The sequence below is a fragment of the Rhizobium sp. PK7-22 genome (assembly GCF_056530405.1).
Map to the genome: position 1 here is coordinate 665,004 of NZ_CP096514.1, position 14,997 is coordinate 680,000.

General features: G+C 65.4%; 12 protein-coding genes (1 of these 12 cut by a window edge). 7 read left to right on the forward strand and 5 right to left on the reverse strand.

The features are described from left to right. Positions 1–7 precede the first annotated feature (7 nt). Complete coding sequence (gene hisB, locus M1E10_RS07910; protein ID WP_499175817.1) at positions 8–616, reverse strand: imidazoleglycerol-phosphate dehydratase; 609 nt, start codon at positions 614–616, stop codon at positions 8–10. Positions 617–801: 185 nt separating this feature from the next. Here hisB and hslV point away from each other — a divergent pair, with 185 nt between their 5' ends. From hslV to M1E10_RS07940, 6 genes are all read left to right on the forward strand, one after another. Next, complete coding sequence (hslV, locus tag M1E10_RS07915) at positions 802–1,329, forward strand: ATP-dependent protease subunit HslV (RefSeq protein WP_499175818.1); 528 nt, start codon at positions 802–804, stop codon at positions 1,327–1,329. Positions 1,330–1,399: 70 nt separating this feature from the next. Further along, positions 1,400–2,707 (forward strand): ATP-dependent protease ATPase subunit HslU, encoded by a 1,308-nt coding sequence (hslU, locus tag M1E10_RS07920; protein WP_499175819.1) that lies wholly within the window; start codon positions 1,400–1,402, stop codon positions 2,705–2,707. A 190-nt stretch (positions 2,708–2,897) separates the two neighbouring features. Beyond that, positions 2,898–3,827 (forward strand): DUF1402 family protein, encoded by a 930-nt coding sequence (locus M1E10_RS07925; RefSeq protein ID WP_499175820.1) that lies wholly within the window; start codon positions 2,898–2,900, stop codon positions 3,825–3,827. Between the two features lie 46 nt (positions 3,828–3,873). Continuing rightward, positions 3,874–5,289 (forward strand): cytochrome P450 family protein, encoded by a 1,416-nt coding sequence (locus M1E10_RS07930; protein ID WP_499175821.1) that lies wholly within the window; start codon positions 3,874–3,876, stop codon positions 5,287–5,289. Positions 5,290–5,341: 52 nt separating this feature from the next. Further along, positions 5,342–7,375, forward strand: a complete 2,034-nt coding sequence (locus M1E10_RS07935; protein ID WP_499175822.1) for a hydantoinase/oxoprolinase family protein — start codon at positions 5,342–5,344, stop codon at positions 7,373–7,375. A gap of 63 nt (positions 7,376–7,438) precedes the next feature. Continuing rightward, positions 7,439–9,610, forward strand: a complete 2,172-nt coding sequence (locus tag M1E10_RS07940; RefSeq protein WP_499175823.1) for a malate synthase G — start codon at positions 7,439–7,441, stop codon at positions 9,608–9,610. Positions 9,611–9,669: 59 nt separating this feature from the next. Here the strand turns inward: M1E10_RS07940 and M1E10_RS07945 are convergent, their stop codons facing one another. Then, positions 9,670–10,332 carry a L,D-transpeptidase gene (locus tag M1E10_RS07945; protein WP_499175824.1) on the reverse strand — a complete coding sequence of 221 codons (663 nt, stop codon included), beginning with the start codon at positions 10,330–10,332 and terminating at the stop codon, positions 9,670–9,672. A 182-nt stretch (positions 10,333–10,514) separates the two neighbouring features. On the opposite strand from M1E10_RS07945, the gene M1E10_RS07950 reads away from it, so the two are divergent. Then, the gene (locus M1E10_RS07950; protein WP_499177121.1) at positions 10,515–11,003 is read left to right on the forward strand and encodes an MmcB family DNA repair protein; all 489 of its coding nucleotides are present in this window, start codon (positions 10,515–10,517) and stop codon (positions 11,001–11,003) included. 1 nt (position 11,004) lies between these two features. Here the strand turns inward: M1E10_RS07950 and M1E10_RS07955 are convergent, their stop codons facing one another. The 3 genes from M1E10_RS07955 to hrpB form a co-directional block, all read right to left on the reverse strand. Further along, complete coding sequence (locus M1E10_RS07955) at positions 11,005–11,580, reverse strand: ActR/PrrA/RegA family redox response regulator transcription factor (protein WP_499175825.1); 576 nt, start codon at positions 11,578–11,580, stop codon at positions 11,005–11,007. A 73-nt stretch (positions 11,581–11,653) separates the two neighbouring features. Continuing rightward, complete coding sequence (locus tag M1E10_RS07960; RefSeq protein WP_499175826.1) at positions 11,654–13,000, reverse strand: ActS/PrrB/RegB family redox-sensitive histidine kinase; 1,347 nt, start codon at positions 12,998–13,000, stop codon at positions 11,654–11,656. Between the two features lie 49 nt (positions 13,001–13,049). Then, positions 13,050–14,997 carry the 3' portion of an ATP-dependent RNA helicase gene (gene hrpB, locus M1E10_RS07965; RefSeq protein WP_499175827.1) on the reverse strand. The gene runs 524 nt beyond the window's last position, so the window shows 1,948 of its 2,472 coding nt (coding positions 525–2,472); the start codon falls outside the window, past its right edge; the stop codon is at positions 13,050–13,052.

The window sequence follows — 14,997 nt, forward strand, 5'->3', positions numbered from 1 at the left end:
TCGGCCGTTAGACCAGCGTGCCCTTCGTGGAAGGGACGCGGTCGGCCTGGCGGGGGTCGATTTCCGTGGCCGTTCGCAGGCAGCGGGCAACCGCCTTGAAACAGGTCTCGGCAATATGGTGATTGTTGGCGCCGTAGTAGTTGAAGATATGCAGCGTGATACCGGCGTTCTGGGCCAGCGCCTGGAAGAACTCCCGCACCAGTTCGGTGTCGAAGCTGCCGATCTTGGGCGCGCTGAAGTCGACGTTCCAGACAAGGAACGGACGTCCGGAGAGGTCGATGGCGGCCTTTGTCATCGTCTCGTCCATGGCCAGGTCGAGCGAGGCATAGCGGGTGATGCCGCGGCGATCGCCGAGCGCCTTGGAAATCGCCTGGCCGATGGCGATGCCGGTGTCTTCCACCGTATGATGATCGTCGATGTGCAGGTCGCCCTCGACGGTGATCTCCATGTCGATCAGCGAGTGGCGGGAAAGCTGGTCCAGCATGTGGTCGAAGAAGCCAACGCCGGTCGAGATCCGGGCGGTGCCGGTCCCGTCGAGGTTGACGGAAACCGAAACCGACGTCTCGTTGGTCTTGCGCGAGACCGAGCCTCTGCGGGCGGCGGCTGTTTCGGCCATTGTCTGCTCCATACGATCGATTTGCGCTCCATAACAGGCGGCCGGTCAAATATCCAGCGAAAGCACCGACCGAAGGAAGCGCGCTCGGCGGCGATTTGCAATCGCACTTGCCCCACTTACATAGGGATCAACCGAGGCGGCGACGCCTCAAGGACAACGCCCCGCAAGGGGCCAACAGGTGACGAATGACAACCATTATTACAGTCCGCAAGGGCGGCAAGGTGATCATGGCCGGCGATGGTCAGGTCAGTCTCGGCCAGACCGTCATGAAGGGAAATGCACGAAAAGTGCGGCGGATCGGCAAGGGCGAGGTGATCGCAGGCTTTGCCGGCGCAACGGCTGATGCCTTCACGCTGCTCGATCGTCTGGAGAAGAAGCTCGAGCAATACCCCGGCCAGCTGATGCGCGCCGCCGTCGAGCTCGCCAAGGACTGGCGCACCGACAAATACCTCAGGAACCTCGAGGCGATGATGCTGGTCGCCGACAAGACCATTACGCTCGCCATCACCGGCAACGGCGATGTGCTGGAGCCGGAGCACGGCACGATCGCCATCGGATCGGGCGGAAACTATGCCTATGCCGCCGCCCGCGCACTGATGGACAGCGACAAGTCCGCCGAGGAAATCGCTCGTACGTCGCTCGATATCGCCGCCGAAATCTGCGTCTACACCAACCACAATCTCGTGGTCGAGACGCTCGAGACCGAACAGTAACACCAGTGAGAACGGGTTCGACTGGCCGGGCTTCAGGAGCCGGCCGGGCAGGGACGCCGAAGAGGAAGACATGACGACATTTTCACCCAGGGAGATCGTCTCCGAGCTCGACCGCCATATCATCGGTCAGCACAACGCCAAGCGCGCGGTGGCGATTGCCCTGCGCAACCGCTGGCGCCGCCAGCAGCTCGACGAGAGCCTGCGCGACGAGGTGATGCCGAAGAACATCCTGATGATCGGGCCGACGGGTGTCGGCAAGACCGAGATCTCCCGCCGGCTGGCCAAGCTTGCGGGCGCCCCCTTCATCAAGGTCGAAGCGACGAAGTTCACCGAGGTCGGCTATGTCGGCCGGGACGTCGAGCAGATCATCCGCGACCTCGTCGAGGTGGGCATCGGCCTGGTACGCGACAAGAAGCGCGCCGAGGTCCAGGCCAAGGCCCATATGAGTGCCGAGGAGCGGGTCCTCGATGCGCTCGTCGGCGCGACGGCATCGCCTGCAACACGCGAATCCTTCCGCAAGAAGCTCCGCAGTGGCGAAATGGACGACAAGGAGATCGAGGTCGAAGTTGCCGACAGCAGCTCCGGCATGCCTGGTTTCGACATTCCCGGGATGCCGGGCGGCAACATCGGCGTCCTCAACCTGACGGAAATGTTCGGCAAGGCCATGGGCGGTCGCACCAAGAAGGTGCGCACCACCGTCGCCAAGTCCTACGGCGACCTGATTCGCGACGAATCCGACAAACTGATCGACAACGAGGTCATCCAGCGAGAAGCGGTCCGGTCCGTCGAGAACGACGGCATTGTCTTCCTCGACGAGATCGACAAGATTGCCGCCCGCGACGGCGGCCTAGGCGCCGGGGTTTCCCGTGAGGGCGTTCAGCGTGATCTGCTGCCGCTGGTCGAAGGGACGACGGTGACGACGAAATACGGACCGGTGAAGACGGACCACATCCTCTTCATCGCCTCCGGCGCCTTCCATGTGTCCAAGCCTTCGGATCTCCTGCCGGAACTGCAGGGTCGCCTGCCGATCCGCGTCGAACTGCTTCCGCTGACGAAGGAGGACTTCCGCCGCATCCTGACGGAAACGGAGGCAAGCCTGATCCGCCAGTACAAGGCACTGATGGAGACGGAGCAGTTTGATCTCGACTTTACGGAAGATGCGATCGATGCACTCGCGGACGTTGCCGTTCACCTCAATTCATCCGTGGAGAACATCGGCGCCCGCCGCCTCCAGACCGTGATGGAGCGGGTGCTCGACGACATATCCTTCAATGCGCCCGACCGCGGCGGCACCGCCGCGATGATCGACGCGGACTATGTGCGCGAGCACGTCGGGGACCTTGCCGCCGATACGGATCTGTCTCGCTACATCCTGTAACGCGTGGCGGCAGAGCAACGGACTGCAAGGACTTGCTGATGTTGACGGCGATTTGATGCAAGACGCCTCGACAGGATGCCCCCCTTTCCCCTAAGGGAGGCATCCATTCGCTCGTGGCGGATGTCAGGTCGCAGCCGGTGTTCTTGAGCGCGCCCCTCTTCATTTTCGCACGGTTTGCAGGTCCGATATCTTGAAGCGACTTCTTCTGGCATTTCTTCTGGCGATGGGCAGTGTGACTGCGGCAGACGCCGCAGGTCTTCGCGCGGTGCCGGAAGGCAATCGCCATGTGGAGCAGCCACGGGTGCCAGGGGCTTCGGTACGCCGTACCCGTGCCGGTCGCACAACGTTCGATGACAAATACGACAAGATCCGTGATCTGCTGGCGACCGACAAGGCATTGATCGGCAAGATCAAGGCCACCGCGGCTGCCTATAGGATCGATCCGATCCACATGGTGGGAGCGATCGTCGGCGAGCACACCTATAATGTCGATGCCTATGATCGGCTGCAGTCTTACTACATCAAGGCCGCGGCCTATGCCGGGGATCGGTTCCGGTTTGGCCATGGCGACGAGACGATCAGCGACTTCGTCGCCCGGTCAGAATTTTCCCGCTGCGACCAGAAGGCGGATTCCTACACCCTCTGGACATGCCGCGAAGCCGTCTGGGACAAGAGCTTTCGAGGACGGTCCGTGGGTGGGGTCTCCTATCCCGACAACCGGTTCAGTGCCGTCTTCTTCCAGCCCTTCTATGCCGGCCAGACCTTTGGGCTCGGCCAGGTCAACCCGCTGACGGCGCTGATGCTCTCGGACATGGTCGCCAAGACCTCCGGCTATGAAAAGCTCGACGAGAATAATGCAGCCGGCGTCTATGAAGCCATCATGGATCCCGACCGTTCGCTCGCCTATATGGCGGCGGCCATCCGCAGGTCGATCGACGACTATGCCCGCATCGCCGGAGTGGACATTTCCACCAACCCGGGCGTCACGGCCACCCTCTACAACACCGGCGGTTCCGCCGACCGTGCTGTCGCGCTCCGCTCCCGCGGCGGCCTGCCCGAAGAGAACTACTACGGCTGGCTGGTCAATGATAAGCTCCCCGAGTTGAAATCGCTGCTCTGAGTCCTGATATCTCTGGTTCAGGAAACCAGCATCAGGAGGGCCGTCGATGGACATGCGCCCCGAGCCGTTCGTCCCGCCCGCTCCCATCCCGCGCACCATTCCGCCCTCGCGGCTGGAAATCATCCGGACCGTTCTCAACAACCCCCTCGAGCTGTGGGGGGTGCCCTCCTATACGCTCCCATGGATCGAGACGAAGTTCTTCAGCGAGCGGACACTGATCGTCAACGACCCCGGGCTGATCCGCCACGTACTGGTCGACAATGCTGCCAACTACGAGATGTCCGAGATCCGGCAGCTGATCCTGCGGCCCATTCTGCGCGATGGTCTGCTGACTGCGGAGGGGCCGGTCTGGAAGCGCTCGCGCAAGGCCATGGCACCGGTCTTCACCCCACGGCATTCGAAGGGTTTTGCGACCCAGATGCTGCGCAAGTCCGAAGAATATGTGGAAAAATATGAAGGTCTGGGCGAGGGCAAGGTCTTCGACATCTCCGTCGACATGACCGAACTCACCTTCGCGATTCTCTCGGAGACGCTGTTTTCCGGCGAGATTGTCACGGAAAGCAACGACTTCTCCGAGGATGTCGACAATCTTCTGCACCGCATGGGCCGGGTCGATCCGATGGATCTCTTGCGGGCGCCGGCATGGGTGCCGCGCGTGACGCGGATCGGCGGGCAGCGGGTGCTCGGAAAATTCCGGGAGATCGTCGCCAGGACCATGGCGCGTCGCCAGGAGAAGATCCGCAGGGATCCCGAGGCCGCGCCGCAGGATTTCCTGACGCTCCTCCTGCAGCTCGCCGGACCGGACGGGCTGACCATGGAAGAGATCGAGGACAACATCCTGACCTTCATCGGCGCAGGACATGAAACCACGGCCCGCGCGCTCGCCTGGACGCTCTATTGCGTCGCCAACTCGCCGCATGTGCGCGACCGGATGGAAGCCGAGATCGACCAGGTCATGGCGTCCGGCGCCGATCCGGTCGACTGGCTGGACCAGATGCCCATGGTGCGCGCCGCCTTCGAGGAGGCCCTGCGGCTCTATCCGCCAGCACCCTCGCTGAACCGCGCGGCGATCGCCGACGATGCCTGGGAAAGCCCCGACGGCAAACGCGTCAAGATCGACGCCGGCGTGACCGTGCTGATCATGCCCTGGACCCTGCATCGTCACGAGCTCTACTGGGACAAGCCGCGGGCCTTCATGCCGGAGCGCTTCCTGCCCGAGAACCGCGGTAGCATCAGCCGTTTCCAGTACCTTCCTTTCGGCGCCGGTCCGCGCATCTGCATCGGCGCTACCTTCGCCATGCAGGAGGCGGTGATCGCGCTGGCGGTGCTGATGCGCCGGTACCGCTTCGACGTCACGCCGGAGACGAACCCCTGGCCGGTGCAGAAGCTGACGACCCAGCCCCGCAACGGCCTGCCGATGCGGGTCACCAAGCGTGAGGGAATATCGTCCGCGGCGAATTGATCTTTGTCGTGCATGCGATATTCATCGCATGCAGCCTCATCGGGAATTTCGCGTGCCCCTACCATACCTTCTCGGCATCGACACCGGCGGAACCTACACCGACGCGGTGATTTTCCGGGAGCCGGAAGGCGTGGTCGCCAAGGCGAAATCGCTGACGACGCGGCACGACCTTTCGCTGGGCATCGCAGGAGCCGTCGACCGGGTGATCGCCGAAAGCGGCATCCTGCCGTCGCAGATCGGGCTTGTGTCGCTGTCGACGACGCTGGCCACCAATGCCCTGGTTGAGGGGCAGGGCGGCAGCGCGGCACTCGTGATGATCGGCTTCTCGCAGGAGGATCTGGCCCGCGGCGGCTTGCAGGAGGCGCTGGGGCGTGATCCCGTCGTCTTCGTGCCGGGCGGCCACGACGTCCACGGCAACGCGCTTCCACTTGATCTTGCGGTTCTCGAAGACGCGGCCGCCGCCCTTGCCGAGCGTGTCTCCGCCTTTGCGGTGGCCGGCTATTTCGCGGTCCGGAATCCGGCTCACGAACTGCGTGTGCGGGACCGTCTGCGCGAACTGACCGGCCTGCCGGTGACCTGCAGCCACGAGCTGTCCTCCAGGCTCGGCGGGCCGCGCCGGGCGCTGACGACGCTCCTGAACGCCAGGCTCGTGCCGATCATCGACCGGTTGATCGATGCTTGCGAGCGCTTTCTCGACAGTCGCGGCGTAGCGGCGCCGCTGATGGTCGTGCGCGGTGACGGCGCCCTGATCTCGGCAGCCGAGGCGCGCCTGAGGCCGATCGAGACAATCCTCTCCGGCCCGGCAGCAAGCCTGGTCGGCGCCCGCTATCTGACCGGCCTCGACCGCGCCGTCGTCTCCGACATCGGCGGAACGACCACCGACGTCGCGGTGCTGGAAGGCGGCCTGCCGCGGCTTGCCGAAGAAGGCGCGATCGTCGGCGGACACCGCACCATGGTCGAGGCGGTCGCGCTCCGGACCTTCGGCCTTGGCGGCGATTCGGAGGTCCATATCGATGACCGGGGCCTGACGTCGTCGATCACGCTCGGGCCCCGTCGGATCCTGCCGCTCAGCCTCCTTGCCCACCATCACCGGGAGATCATCCTTTCCGCACTGGAAAAGCAGCTGAAGGCACCGCGACCCGGCCGCCACGACGTCCGATTCGCCGTGGCAACCGGCCTCGTCACGGAAACGGCGCAGGGCCTCAGAGCGCAGGAGCAGATCCTGTTGCAGCGCCTCGGTTCCGAGCCCGTGAGCCTCGACGCCCTGCTGCAGTCGGCACCGGATAAGGTCCTGCTCGACGGCCTTGTCGCCCGCGGCCTTGTTCACCTCTGCGGCATCACCCCCTCCGACGCGCTGCATGTCCTGCGTCGGCAGGGCCAGTGGAATGCGGAGGCGGCGCGCATGGGCTTCGAGCTTTGCGCCTGGCGCAGGGACGGTGCCGGGCGCGCAATCGCTCCGTCAGCGGACGAACTGGCCGAGGCGGTGGTCGCGCGCCTGACCCGCCAGTCCGCCGAAGCGGTCCTGGCGACCTGCCTGGCGGAGGATGGCGGCGAATTCATCGATCCCTCGACGTCTCCCGCAATCGACCGTGCCCTACGACGCAGCCCCGGCATCGTCGGCATCTCGATCACCCTCGATCGTCCGCTGGTCGGGCTGGGAGCCTCCGCGGCGCTCTATTATCCCGCCGTCGCACGCATGCTGGGCGCGGAGTCAGTCGTTCCGCCAGACGCAGACGTGGCCAACGCCATCGGCGCTGTCGTTGGACAGGTCCGCGCCGTCGTGAGTGTCGTGGTGAGCATCTCGGGCGAGGGAGGGTTCGTGATCTCGGGCGCCGGCGACAATCTCATGGCGAGCAGTGAGGCCGAGGCGCTCGAACAGGCTAGCGAGCGGGCACGCGCGGCGGCCCTGGCACGCGCCGCCGCAGCAGGTGCCGATGATGCTGTCGTCACTTTGGAGGAGCATCTGGACCGGCCGGATGTCGACGGATCGCCAAGGCTGCTGGAGGCCCGGATCGTGGCGACGGCGGTCGGCCGTCCGCGAGTGGCCTCACGCGAGATTGGTGCCGTCATCCCTTCGGCGCATTGACAGTGGCGGCTCTGCGCGCAAATTGGCAGGCAATAACAATCAGGGATGAGGAGGAGGCACCGGATGGCGCGCATCACCAAGAACGGCCTCGCAATCGATGAGAAGCTGCATGATTTTCTCCTGCAGGAGGCAATCCCCGGCACGGGCGTCGACGCGGAGCGTTTCTTTTCCCAGTTTGCCCAGATCGTCCATTATCTGGCGCCGAAGAACCGCACTCTGCTGGCCAAGCGCGACGAGATGCAGGAAAAGCTCGACGAATGGTATCGTGCCAACGGTGCACCGGTGGACCTGAAGGTCTACGAGGAATTCCTCCGCGACATCGGCTATCTCCTGCCGGAAGGACCCGATTTCAAGGTCTCGACGGAGAACGTCGACCCAGAGATAGCCGAGATTGCCGGGCCGCAGCTCGTCGTCCCGGTGATGAACGCACGTTATGCCTTGAACGCCGCCAACGCGCGCTGGGGCTCGCTCTATGATGCGCTCTACGGCACCGACGCCATTGCGGAGGAGGGTGGCGCCGAAAAGGGCGGATCCTACAACCCTGTCCGCGGCGCCAAGGTAATTGCCTGGGTGCGCGATTTCCTCGACCAGTCGGTGCCGCTGTCCGGCGCGCGCTGGAGCGACGTGACATCCTTCGCCGTTGCTGCCGGCACCCTCACGGCAGCCGGTCCGGAAGGACGCACGGTCGAACTCGCCGATCCTGCACAGTTCATCGGGTATACGGGCGAAGCTGCGGCGCCGGAAAGCCTGCTGCTCGGAAAGAACAACCTGCATATCGAGGTGCGGATCGATCCGACGACGCTGATCGGCAAGGACGACCCGGCGAAGATTTCCGACGTCCGGCTCGAATCGGCGATCACCACCATTATGGACTGCGAAGATTCCGTCGCCGCCGTCGATGCCGAAGATAAGGTGCTCGTCTATCGCAACTGGCTCGGCCTGATGAAGGGCGACCTTCAGGAAGAGGTGGCGAAGGGCGGCAGGAGCTTCATCCGCAAGCTGGAGCCGGACATCGCGTTTACGACGCCGCAAGGCGCGAGCGGCAGCCTCAAGGGCCGGTCGCTGATGCTGGTGCGCAATGTCGGTCACCTGATGACCAATCCGGCCGTTCTCGACCAGGACGGTCGCGAGGTGCCGGAAGGCATCATGGACGCCATGGTGACCGCTCTCCTTGCGCTGCATGACATCGGACCCAACGGGGGCCGCCAGAATTCTCGCACCGGCTCCATGTATGTGGTCAAGCCGAAGATGCACGGGCCGGAAGAAGTCGCCTTCGCCTGCGAGATCTTTGCCCGCGTCGAAGAAGCGATCGGCATGCCCGCCAACACCATCAAGATGGGCATCATGGACGAGGAGCGCCGCACCACGGTCAACCTCAAGGAATGCATCCGCGCCGCCCGCGAGCGCGTCGTCTTCATCAACACCGGCTTCCTCGACCGCACCGGCGACGAGATCCATACGTCGATGGAAGCAGGTCCGATGATCCGCAAGGGCGACATGAAGCAGGCCGCCTGGATCTCCGCCTACGAGAACTGGAACGTCGACATCGGCCTGGAGTGCGGCCTGGCCGGTCACGCGCAGATCGGTAAGGGCATGTGGGCCATGCCGGATCTGATGGCGGCCATGCTGGAGCAGAAGATTGCCCACCCCAAGGCAGGCGCAAATACCGCCTGGGTTCCGTCGCCGACCGCGGCGACCCTCCACGCAACCCACTATCACAAGGTCAATGTCGCCGATGTCCAGTCCGGCCTGAAGACGAGGGGCCGCGCCAAGCTCTCCGACATTCTCTCCGTGCCGGTCGCATCAAGGCCGAACTGGACGGCGGAGGAGATCCAGCGCGAGCTCGACAATAACGCGCAAGGCATCCTCGGTTATGTGGTGCGCTGGATCGACCAGGGCGTCGGCTGCTCCAAGGTGCCCGACATCAACGACATCGGCCTGATGGAAGACCGCGCGACGCTTCGCATCTCGGCGCAGCACATGGCCAACTGGCTGCACCACAAGCTCATCAGCGAGGCGCAGGTCGTCGAGACGATGAAGCGGATGGCGGCGGTCGTCGACGGGCAGAATGCCGGCGACCCGCTCTACCATCCGATGGCGCCGGATTTTGACGGCTCGATCGCCTTTCAGGCGGCCCTCGACCTGGTGCTGAAGGGCAGGCAACAGCCGAACGGCTACACCGAGCCGGTCCTCCACCGGCGGCGGCTGGAGCTCAAGGCTAAGCACGCGCACTAAACGACAAAGGCCGCCGGAGTAACCGGCGGCCTTTACGTTAGCTTCGCGAAGCAATCTGCTTACTGGATGACGACGACCTTGGTGTTGCGGCCGGGACGGACGCGGTCGTAGAGGTCGATCACATCCTGGTTGATCAGCCGGATGCAGCCCGAGGAGGCAGCGGTGCCGATCGAGGCCCATTCCGGCGTGCCGTGCAGGCGAAACAGCGTGTCCTGGCCCTTCTCGTTGAAGAGATACATGGCGCGGGCACCGAGCGGATTGCTGAGCCCCGGTCCCATTCCATCCTCGACATAGCGGGCGACATCCGGCTTGCGCTCCGCCATTTCCTTCGGCGGGTGCCAGGTCGGCCAGGCCTGCTTCCAGGCCACATAGGCTTCGCCCGACCAGGAGAAGCCCTGCTTGCCGACGCCGATCCCGTAACGGACCGCCTTGCCGTTCGGCAGGATGTAATAGAGGAAGCGTTCACGCGTGTTGACGACGATCGTGCCCGGCTTCTCCTGCGTCGCGTAGTCGACGATCTGCCGGTGGAACTTCTTGTCCACGCGGCTGATCGGAATGGCGGGCAAGGCATAGCCGGCATCGGTGACGGAGCCGTAGGAATCGGCAGGGATACTGGCGGTCTCGACGCGAGTGACCGGGGTGGTTTCGGACGTGGTGGAGCATCCGGCCAGGGCAACGCTTGCCAGGAGGCCGAAGGCGATCATGCTTGTGCGGATGCGCATGGAGATCTCACGGAAAGGGGGAAAAGCGACGCAGGCGGGATGACCGCCTTTCGGATCGGGTTATTTTCGAATAAAACAGGCTTGGCAAGTCGCTGTACCCCCGCCGGGGGTCGCGCCCGCACGATTGGACGCGGATCTGCCTTTTTTGCAACATCCGAACCATGGAACCGGCATTCGACGTCATGACCCGTGTCAGCATCGCAAACAGCAATCCTCTCATCGATGGCCGCCAGTCGGCCCGCGCCATGATGGTGCGCCGTGGCCTGCAGATCCTGCTCACCGACATGCGGCACGCGACGCTGCCGGAACTCGCGCTTGCCAATGGCCGCCGGGCCGACCTCATCACGCTGTCGGAAAAGGGCGAAATCTGGATCATCGAGATCAAGACCTCGATCGAGGATTTTAGGGTCGATCGCAAGTGGCCGGACTACCGCGCCTGTTGTGATCGCCTGTTCTTCGCCACCCACAAGGACGTACCCCTGGAGATCTTCCCGGGCGATTGCGGCCTCTTGCTCTCGGATGGCTACGGCGCCCATCTCATGCGCGATGCGCCGGAACACCGATTGCCGCCGGCGACCCGCAAGGCGGTCATGCTGAATTTCGCAAGAGCATCCGCGCATCGGCTGACGATGGCCGAATGGGCCACCGGCAGGACCTTCGACGAGATGTGATCTATTTCGGCGCCCGCTTGGCGAGGATCCGCTGCAGCGTCCGGCGGTGCATGTTGAGGCGCCGCGCCGTCTCCGACACATTGCGCTCGCACATCTCGTAGACCCGCTGGATATGCTCCCAGCGCACCCGGTCTGCCGACATCGGATTTTCCGGCACGTCCGCCTTCTCCCCGGGTCGCTGTGTCAGCGCATGGAAGACGTCGTCCGCATCGGCGGGCTTGGCCAGATAGTCGAGGGCACCGAGCTTCACCGCCGTGACGGCCGTGGCGATATTGCCGTAGCCGGTCAGCACGATGGTCTTGGTATCCTGCCGCAGCTGACGAATCGCCTCGATCACGTCGAGCCCGTTGCCGTCTCCCAGCCGAAGATCGACGACGGCATATTTCGGCGGATTGGCCTTTGATTTGGCAATGCCCTCGGCAACGGATTCCGCCACGTCGACCGTAAAGCCGCGGCTTTCCATGGCGCGCGCCAGCCGTCGCAGGAAGGGTCCGTCATCGTCGACGATGAGCAGGGACCGATCGGGCCCCAGCAGAAGTTCCGCAGCAGCGTCTGCGGTTCGCATTGGTGTATCCATGTCTCTTCTCCAGAAGCGTCACGGTTTCAAAAGGATCTACGGTCTGCAGACCCTCTCGGACCACCGGCGCCAGCTAACCATCCTCGAGCATCGCCCGGGGCCACTCGATGCGGATACGGGCACCTGCTCCGTCGCCATTCCGATTCTCGAATCGCAATCTCGCCCCGGAGCGTTCCAGCAGCGTCTTGGCGATGAACAGGCCGAGCCCGAGCCCGCCGGCGCGCTCGACTTCCTTGCCCCTCGTCGTCATATAGGGTTCGCCGATGCGGGAAAGAATATCTGCCGAGTAGCCGGTGCCATCGTCCTCGATGACGACCACGACCCGTTCGGCATTATGCTCGACGGTTACGGTCACCTGGCTTGCCGCATAATCCACCGCGTTCTCCACGAGATTGCCGAGACCGTAGAGAATGCCGGCGTTGCGGGTGCAGACCGGTTCGCTGGCGCGGTCGCCCCTCTCGACGAGCCCGATGGCAATCCCGAACTGGCGGTGCGGCGCGATCACGTCCTCGATCATCGAGGACAGCGACAGGCGGCGCATGTGCTCCTCGCTCGCCGCCGACAGCGAGGTCAGGCGCTTCAGGATATCGCGGCAGCGCTCGCTCTGGCTGCGCAGCAGCTGGACGTCTTCCCGGAGCAGCTCGTTGTCGCCGAAGTCACGCTCCATCTCCTTGGCGATCACGCTGATCGTGGCGAGCGGCGTCCCCAGTTCATGTGCTGCCGCCGCGGCCAGGCCGTCGAGCTGCGACAGGTGCTTTTCCCGCTCCAGCACGAGTTCGGTCGCCGCCAGCGCATCCGCCAGCAGCGTCGCCTCGTTGGACACCTGATAGGCGTAGAAGGCGGCAAAGCTCATCATCGAGGCGATCGAGAACCAGATGCCAAGCTGCATGACCGGCTGGACCCGCCAGATCTCTTCCGGATACCAGGGGAGCGGATAGGGCGAGAAGGCGAGCGCCGTGGTGCAGGCGAGCGCCAGCAGGAGGAGTGCAATCGAGTGCCGCAGCGGCTGCGAGGCAAACGAGATGATCACCGGCACGCAGAGGAGGGGCGCGAACGGATTGGCAAGCCCGCCGGTGATGAACAGCAGGCACGCCATCTGCAGGAGATCGAAGCTGAGGAGTGCAAGGGCTGCCTTCGGCCCCAGCCGCTGCGTCGGGGGAAACCACAGCGACAGCATCACATTGGCGAGCGCCAGGGCGCCGATCAGGAAGCCGGCCGGAAGCAGCGGCAGCGGAAACGAGAGCGCCAGCGCCACGATCAGCACCGTCAGCGTCTGGCCGGCGACCGCCAGCCAGCGCAGCCGGACCAGCGTCTGGAGCCGGAACCGCCGGCTGGAGGACCCGAACTGCGCCTCGCGCACCGAAGAGAGGCCGAGGGTTTCCGTCTGACGGCCAGCGCCCATCGTGTCTGCCTTGTTCATGGACTGGTCCAATACAGCTCCTTGCCCCATCTCCCGAGGCGGCATTCTGTCACGTCCCGCGCGGCTTGGCACGCGTGGTGGGCAGCGCCTCGTCGGGCCGCTCCGGCCAGGGGTGCCTGGGGTAGCGCCCGCGCATCTCGGCGCGCACGTCCTTCCAGGATCCCGCCCAGAAGCCCGGCAGGTCGCGGGTCGTCTGGATCGGCCGGTGCGCCGGCGATGTCAGCTCCAGCAGAAGCGGCAACCGTCCGCCGGCCACCGACGGATGCGTCTTCAGTCCGTAGAGTTCCTGCACCCGGATCGCCAGCACCGGCTCCTCCCCGTCATAGCGGATCGGGTGGCGCTGGCCGGTCGGTGCCTCGAAATGGGTGGGGGCCAGCCGGTCGAGGTCGCGGCGCAGGTCGTGCGGCACGAGCGAGCGCAGCCCCTCGGTGAGGCTGCCGGCGTCGATGGCGTCGAGACTGGAGCTGCTGCCCTGGAACGGCACGAACCAGTCCTCCAGCCGGTCGAGCAGCGCCTCCTCGCCCATGTCCGGCCAGGGATCGCCGATGCTCCGCTGCAGGAAGCCGATCCGCTGGCGCAGATGCTGGGCGTCGCGCGAAAACGGCAGCGCTGCCAGCCCGAGCTCCCGCACGCCCTCGGCCAGCGCCCGGGCGGCCGCTTCGCCGCGCGGCTTCGGCAGCGGCGTCTCCTCGAAGACGATGGCTCCGAGCCGCATCACCCTGCGGGCCCGCACCTGGCGGCTCGCCCGGTCGAAGAAACACTCCTCTCCCTCGACGATGACATCGCGCAGGTGGTCCTGCACGTCGGCGCGGGTGACCTCCGCCGCGGCAAGAATGCGGCCCTGCGCGGCGCGACCGGTGAGGTCGGCGATCACCAGCATCCGGCTGCCGGCCAGCCGCTCGGTCTCCGGCAGCTCCGCGCCGCGCCCGTTCGCCATGATGAACCGGCCGCGACCGCCGCGCTGCAGGGCCACCCGGTCGGGATAGGCGTGCAGCAACAGGGGGCCCGCGTTCGAGGGCGCGCCGGATTCACCGGTGCCGGGCAGGCTGCGCGCCAGCCGGGCGGCGAGCCCCCGCGCAGCGTCCGCACGGGCCCCGCGTTCGAATCGAAACCGCCGCAGCCGCTCGTCGAGATCGAGATCCTTGCCGCCGAGGCCCTGCTCGGTCAGCAGCACCGCAAGCTGGCAGGCGAGCAGCCCAAGGCCCTCGGCGGCGGCCGAAATGGCCATGGCCGAAAGCCGCGGCGGCAGGGCGAGCCGCCGCATCAGGTGGCCTTTTTCGGTCATCCCGAAGGTCGCATCGAGGGCGCCGAGCTGCACGAGCAGGGCGCGGGCTTCGGCAAGTGCCGGCGCCGGCGGCGGATCCAGGAAGCGGAGCGTTGCCGGATCCTTCACGCCCCAGTGCGCCAGGTCGAGCGCCAGCTGCGACAGGTCGGAGGAGAGGATCTGCGGCGGCGTGAAGGCCGGCAGCGCCGCCGTCTGCCCTGCATGCCAGAGGCGGATGGTGGTTCCTGGTTCCGTGCGTCCGGCGCGCCCGGCACGTTGATCGGCGGAGGCGCGCGACACCCGGACCGTTTCCAGCCGGGTGATGGCGGTGGCGGGCTCGAACACCGGCAGCCGCTGCAACCCGCTGTCGATGACGACGCGCACCCCGTCGATGGTGATCGAGGTTTCCGCGATCGAGGTCGCCAGCACGATCTTGCGGGTGCCCGCCGGGGCCGGCCGGATGGCGAGATCCTGGTCCTGCTGGCTGAGGTTGCCATAGAGCGGCGCAATCAGGGTCTGCGGTCCGAACCGCCCCTCCAGGCGTTCGGCGGTGCGCAGGATTTCGCCCTGTCCCGGCAGGAAGGCAAGGATCGATCCCTCCTCGCCACCATGCGCGGCGAGGATGGCGCTCGTCACGCTGTCTTCGATCCGCTCGCCCGCTGGCCGGTCGCGATGGCGGATCTCGACGGGAAAGCTGCGACCCTCGCTGACGATCACCGGCGGATGGTCGAGA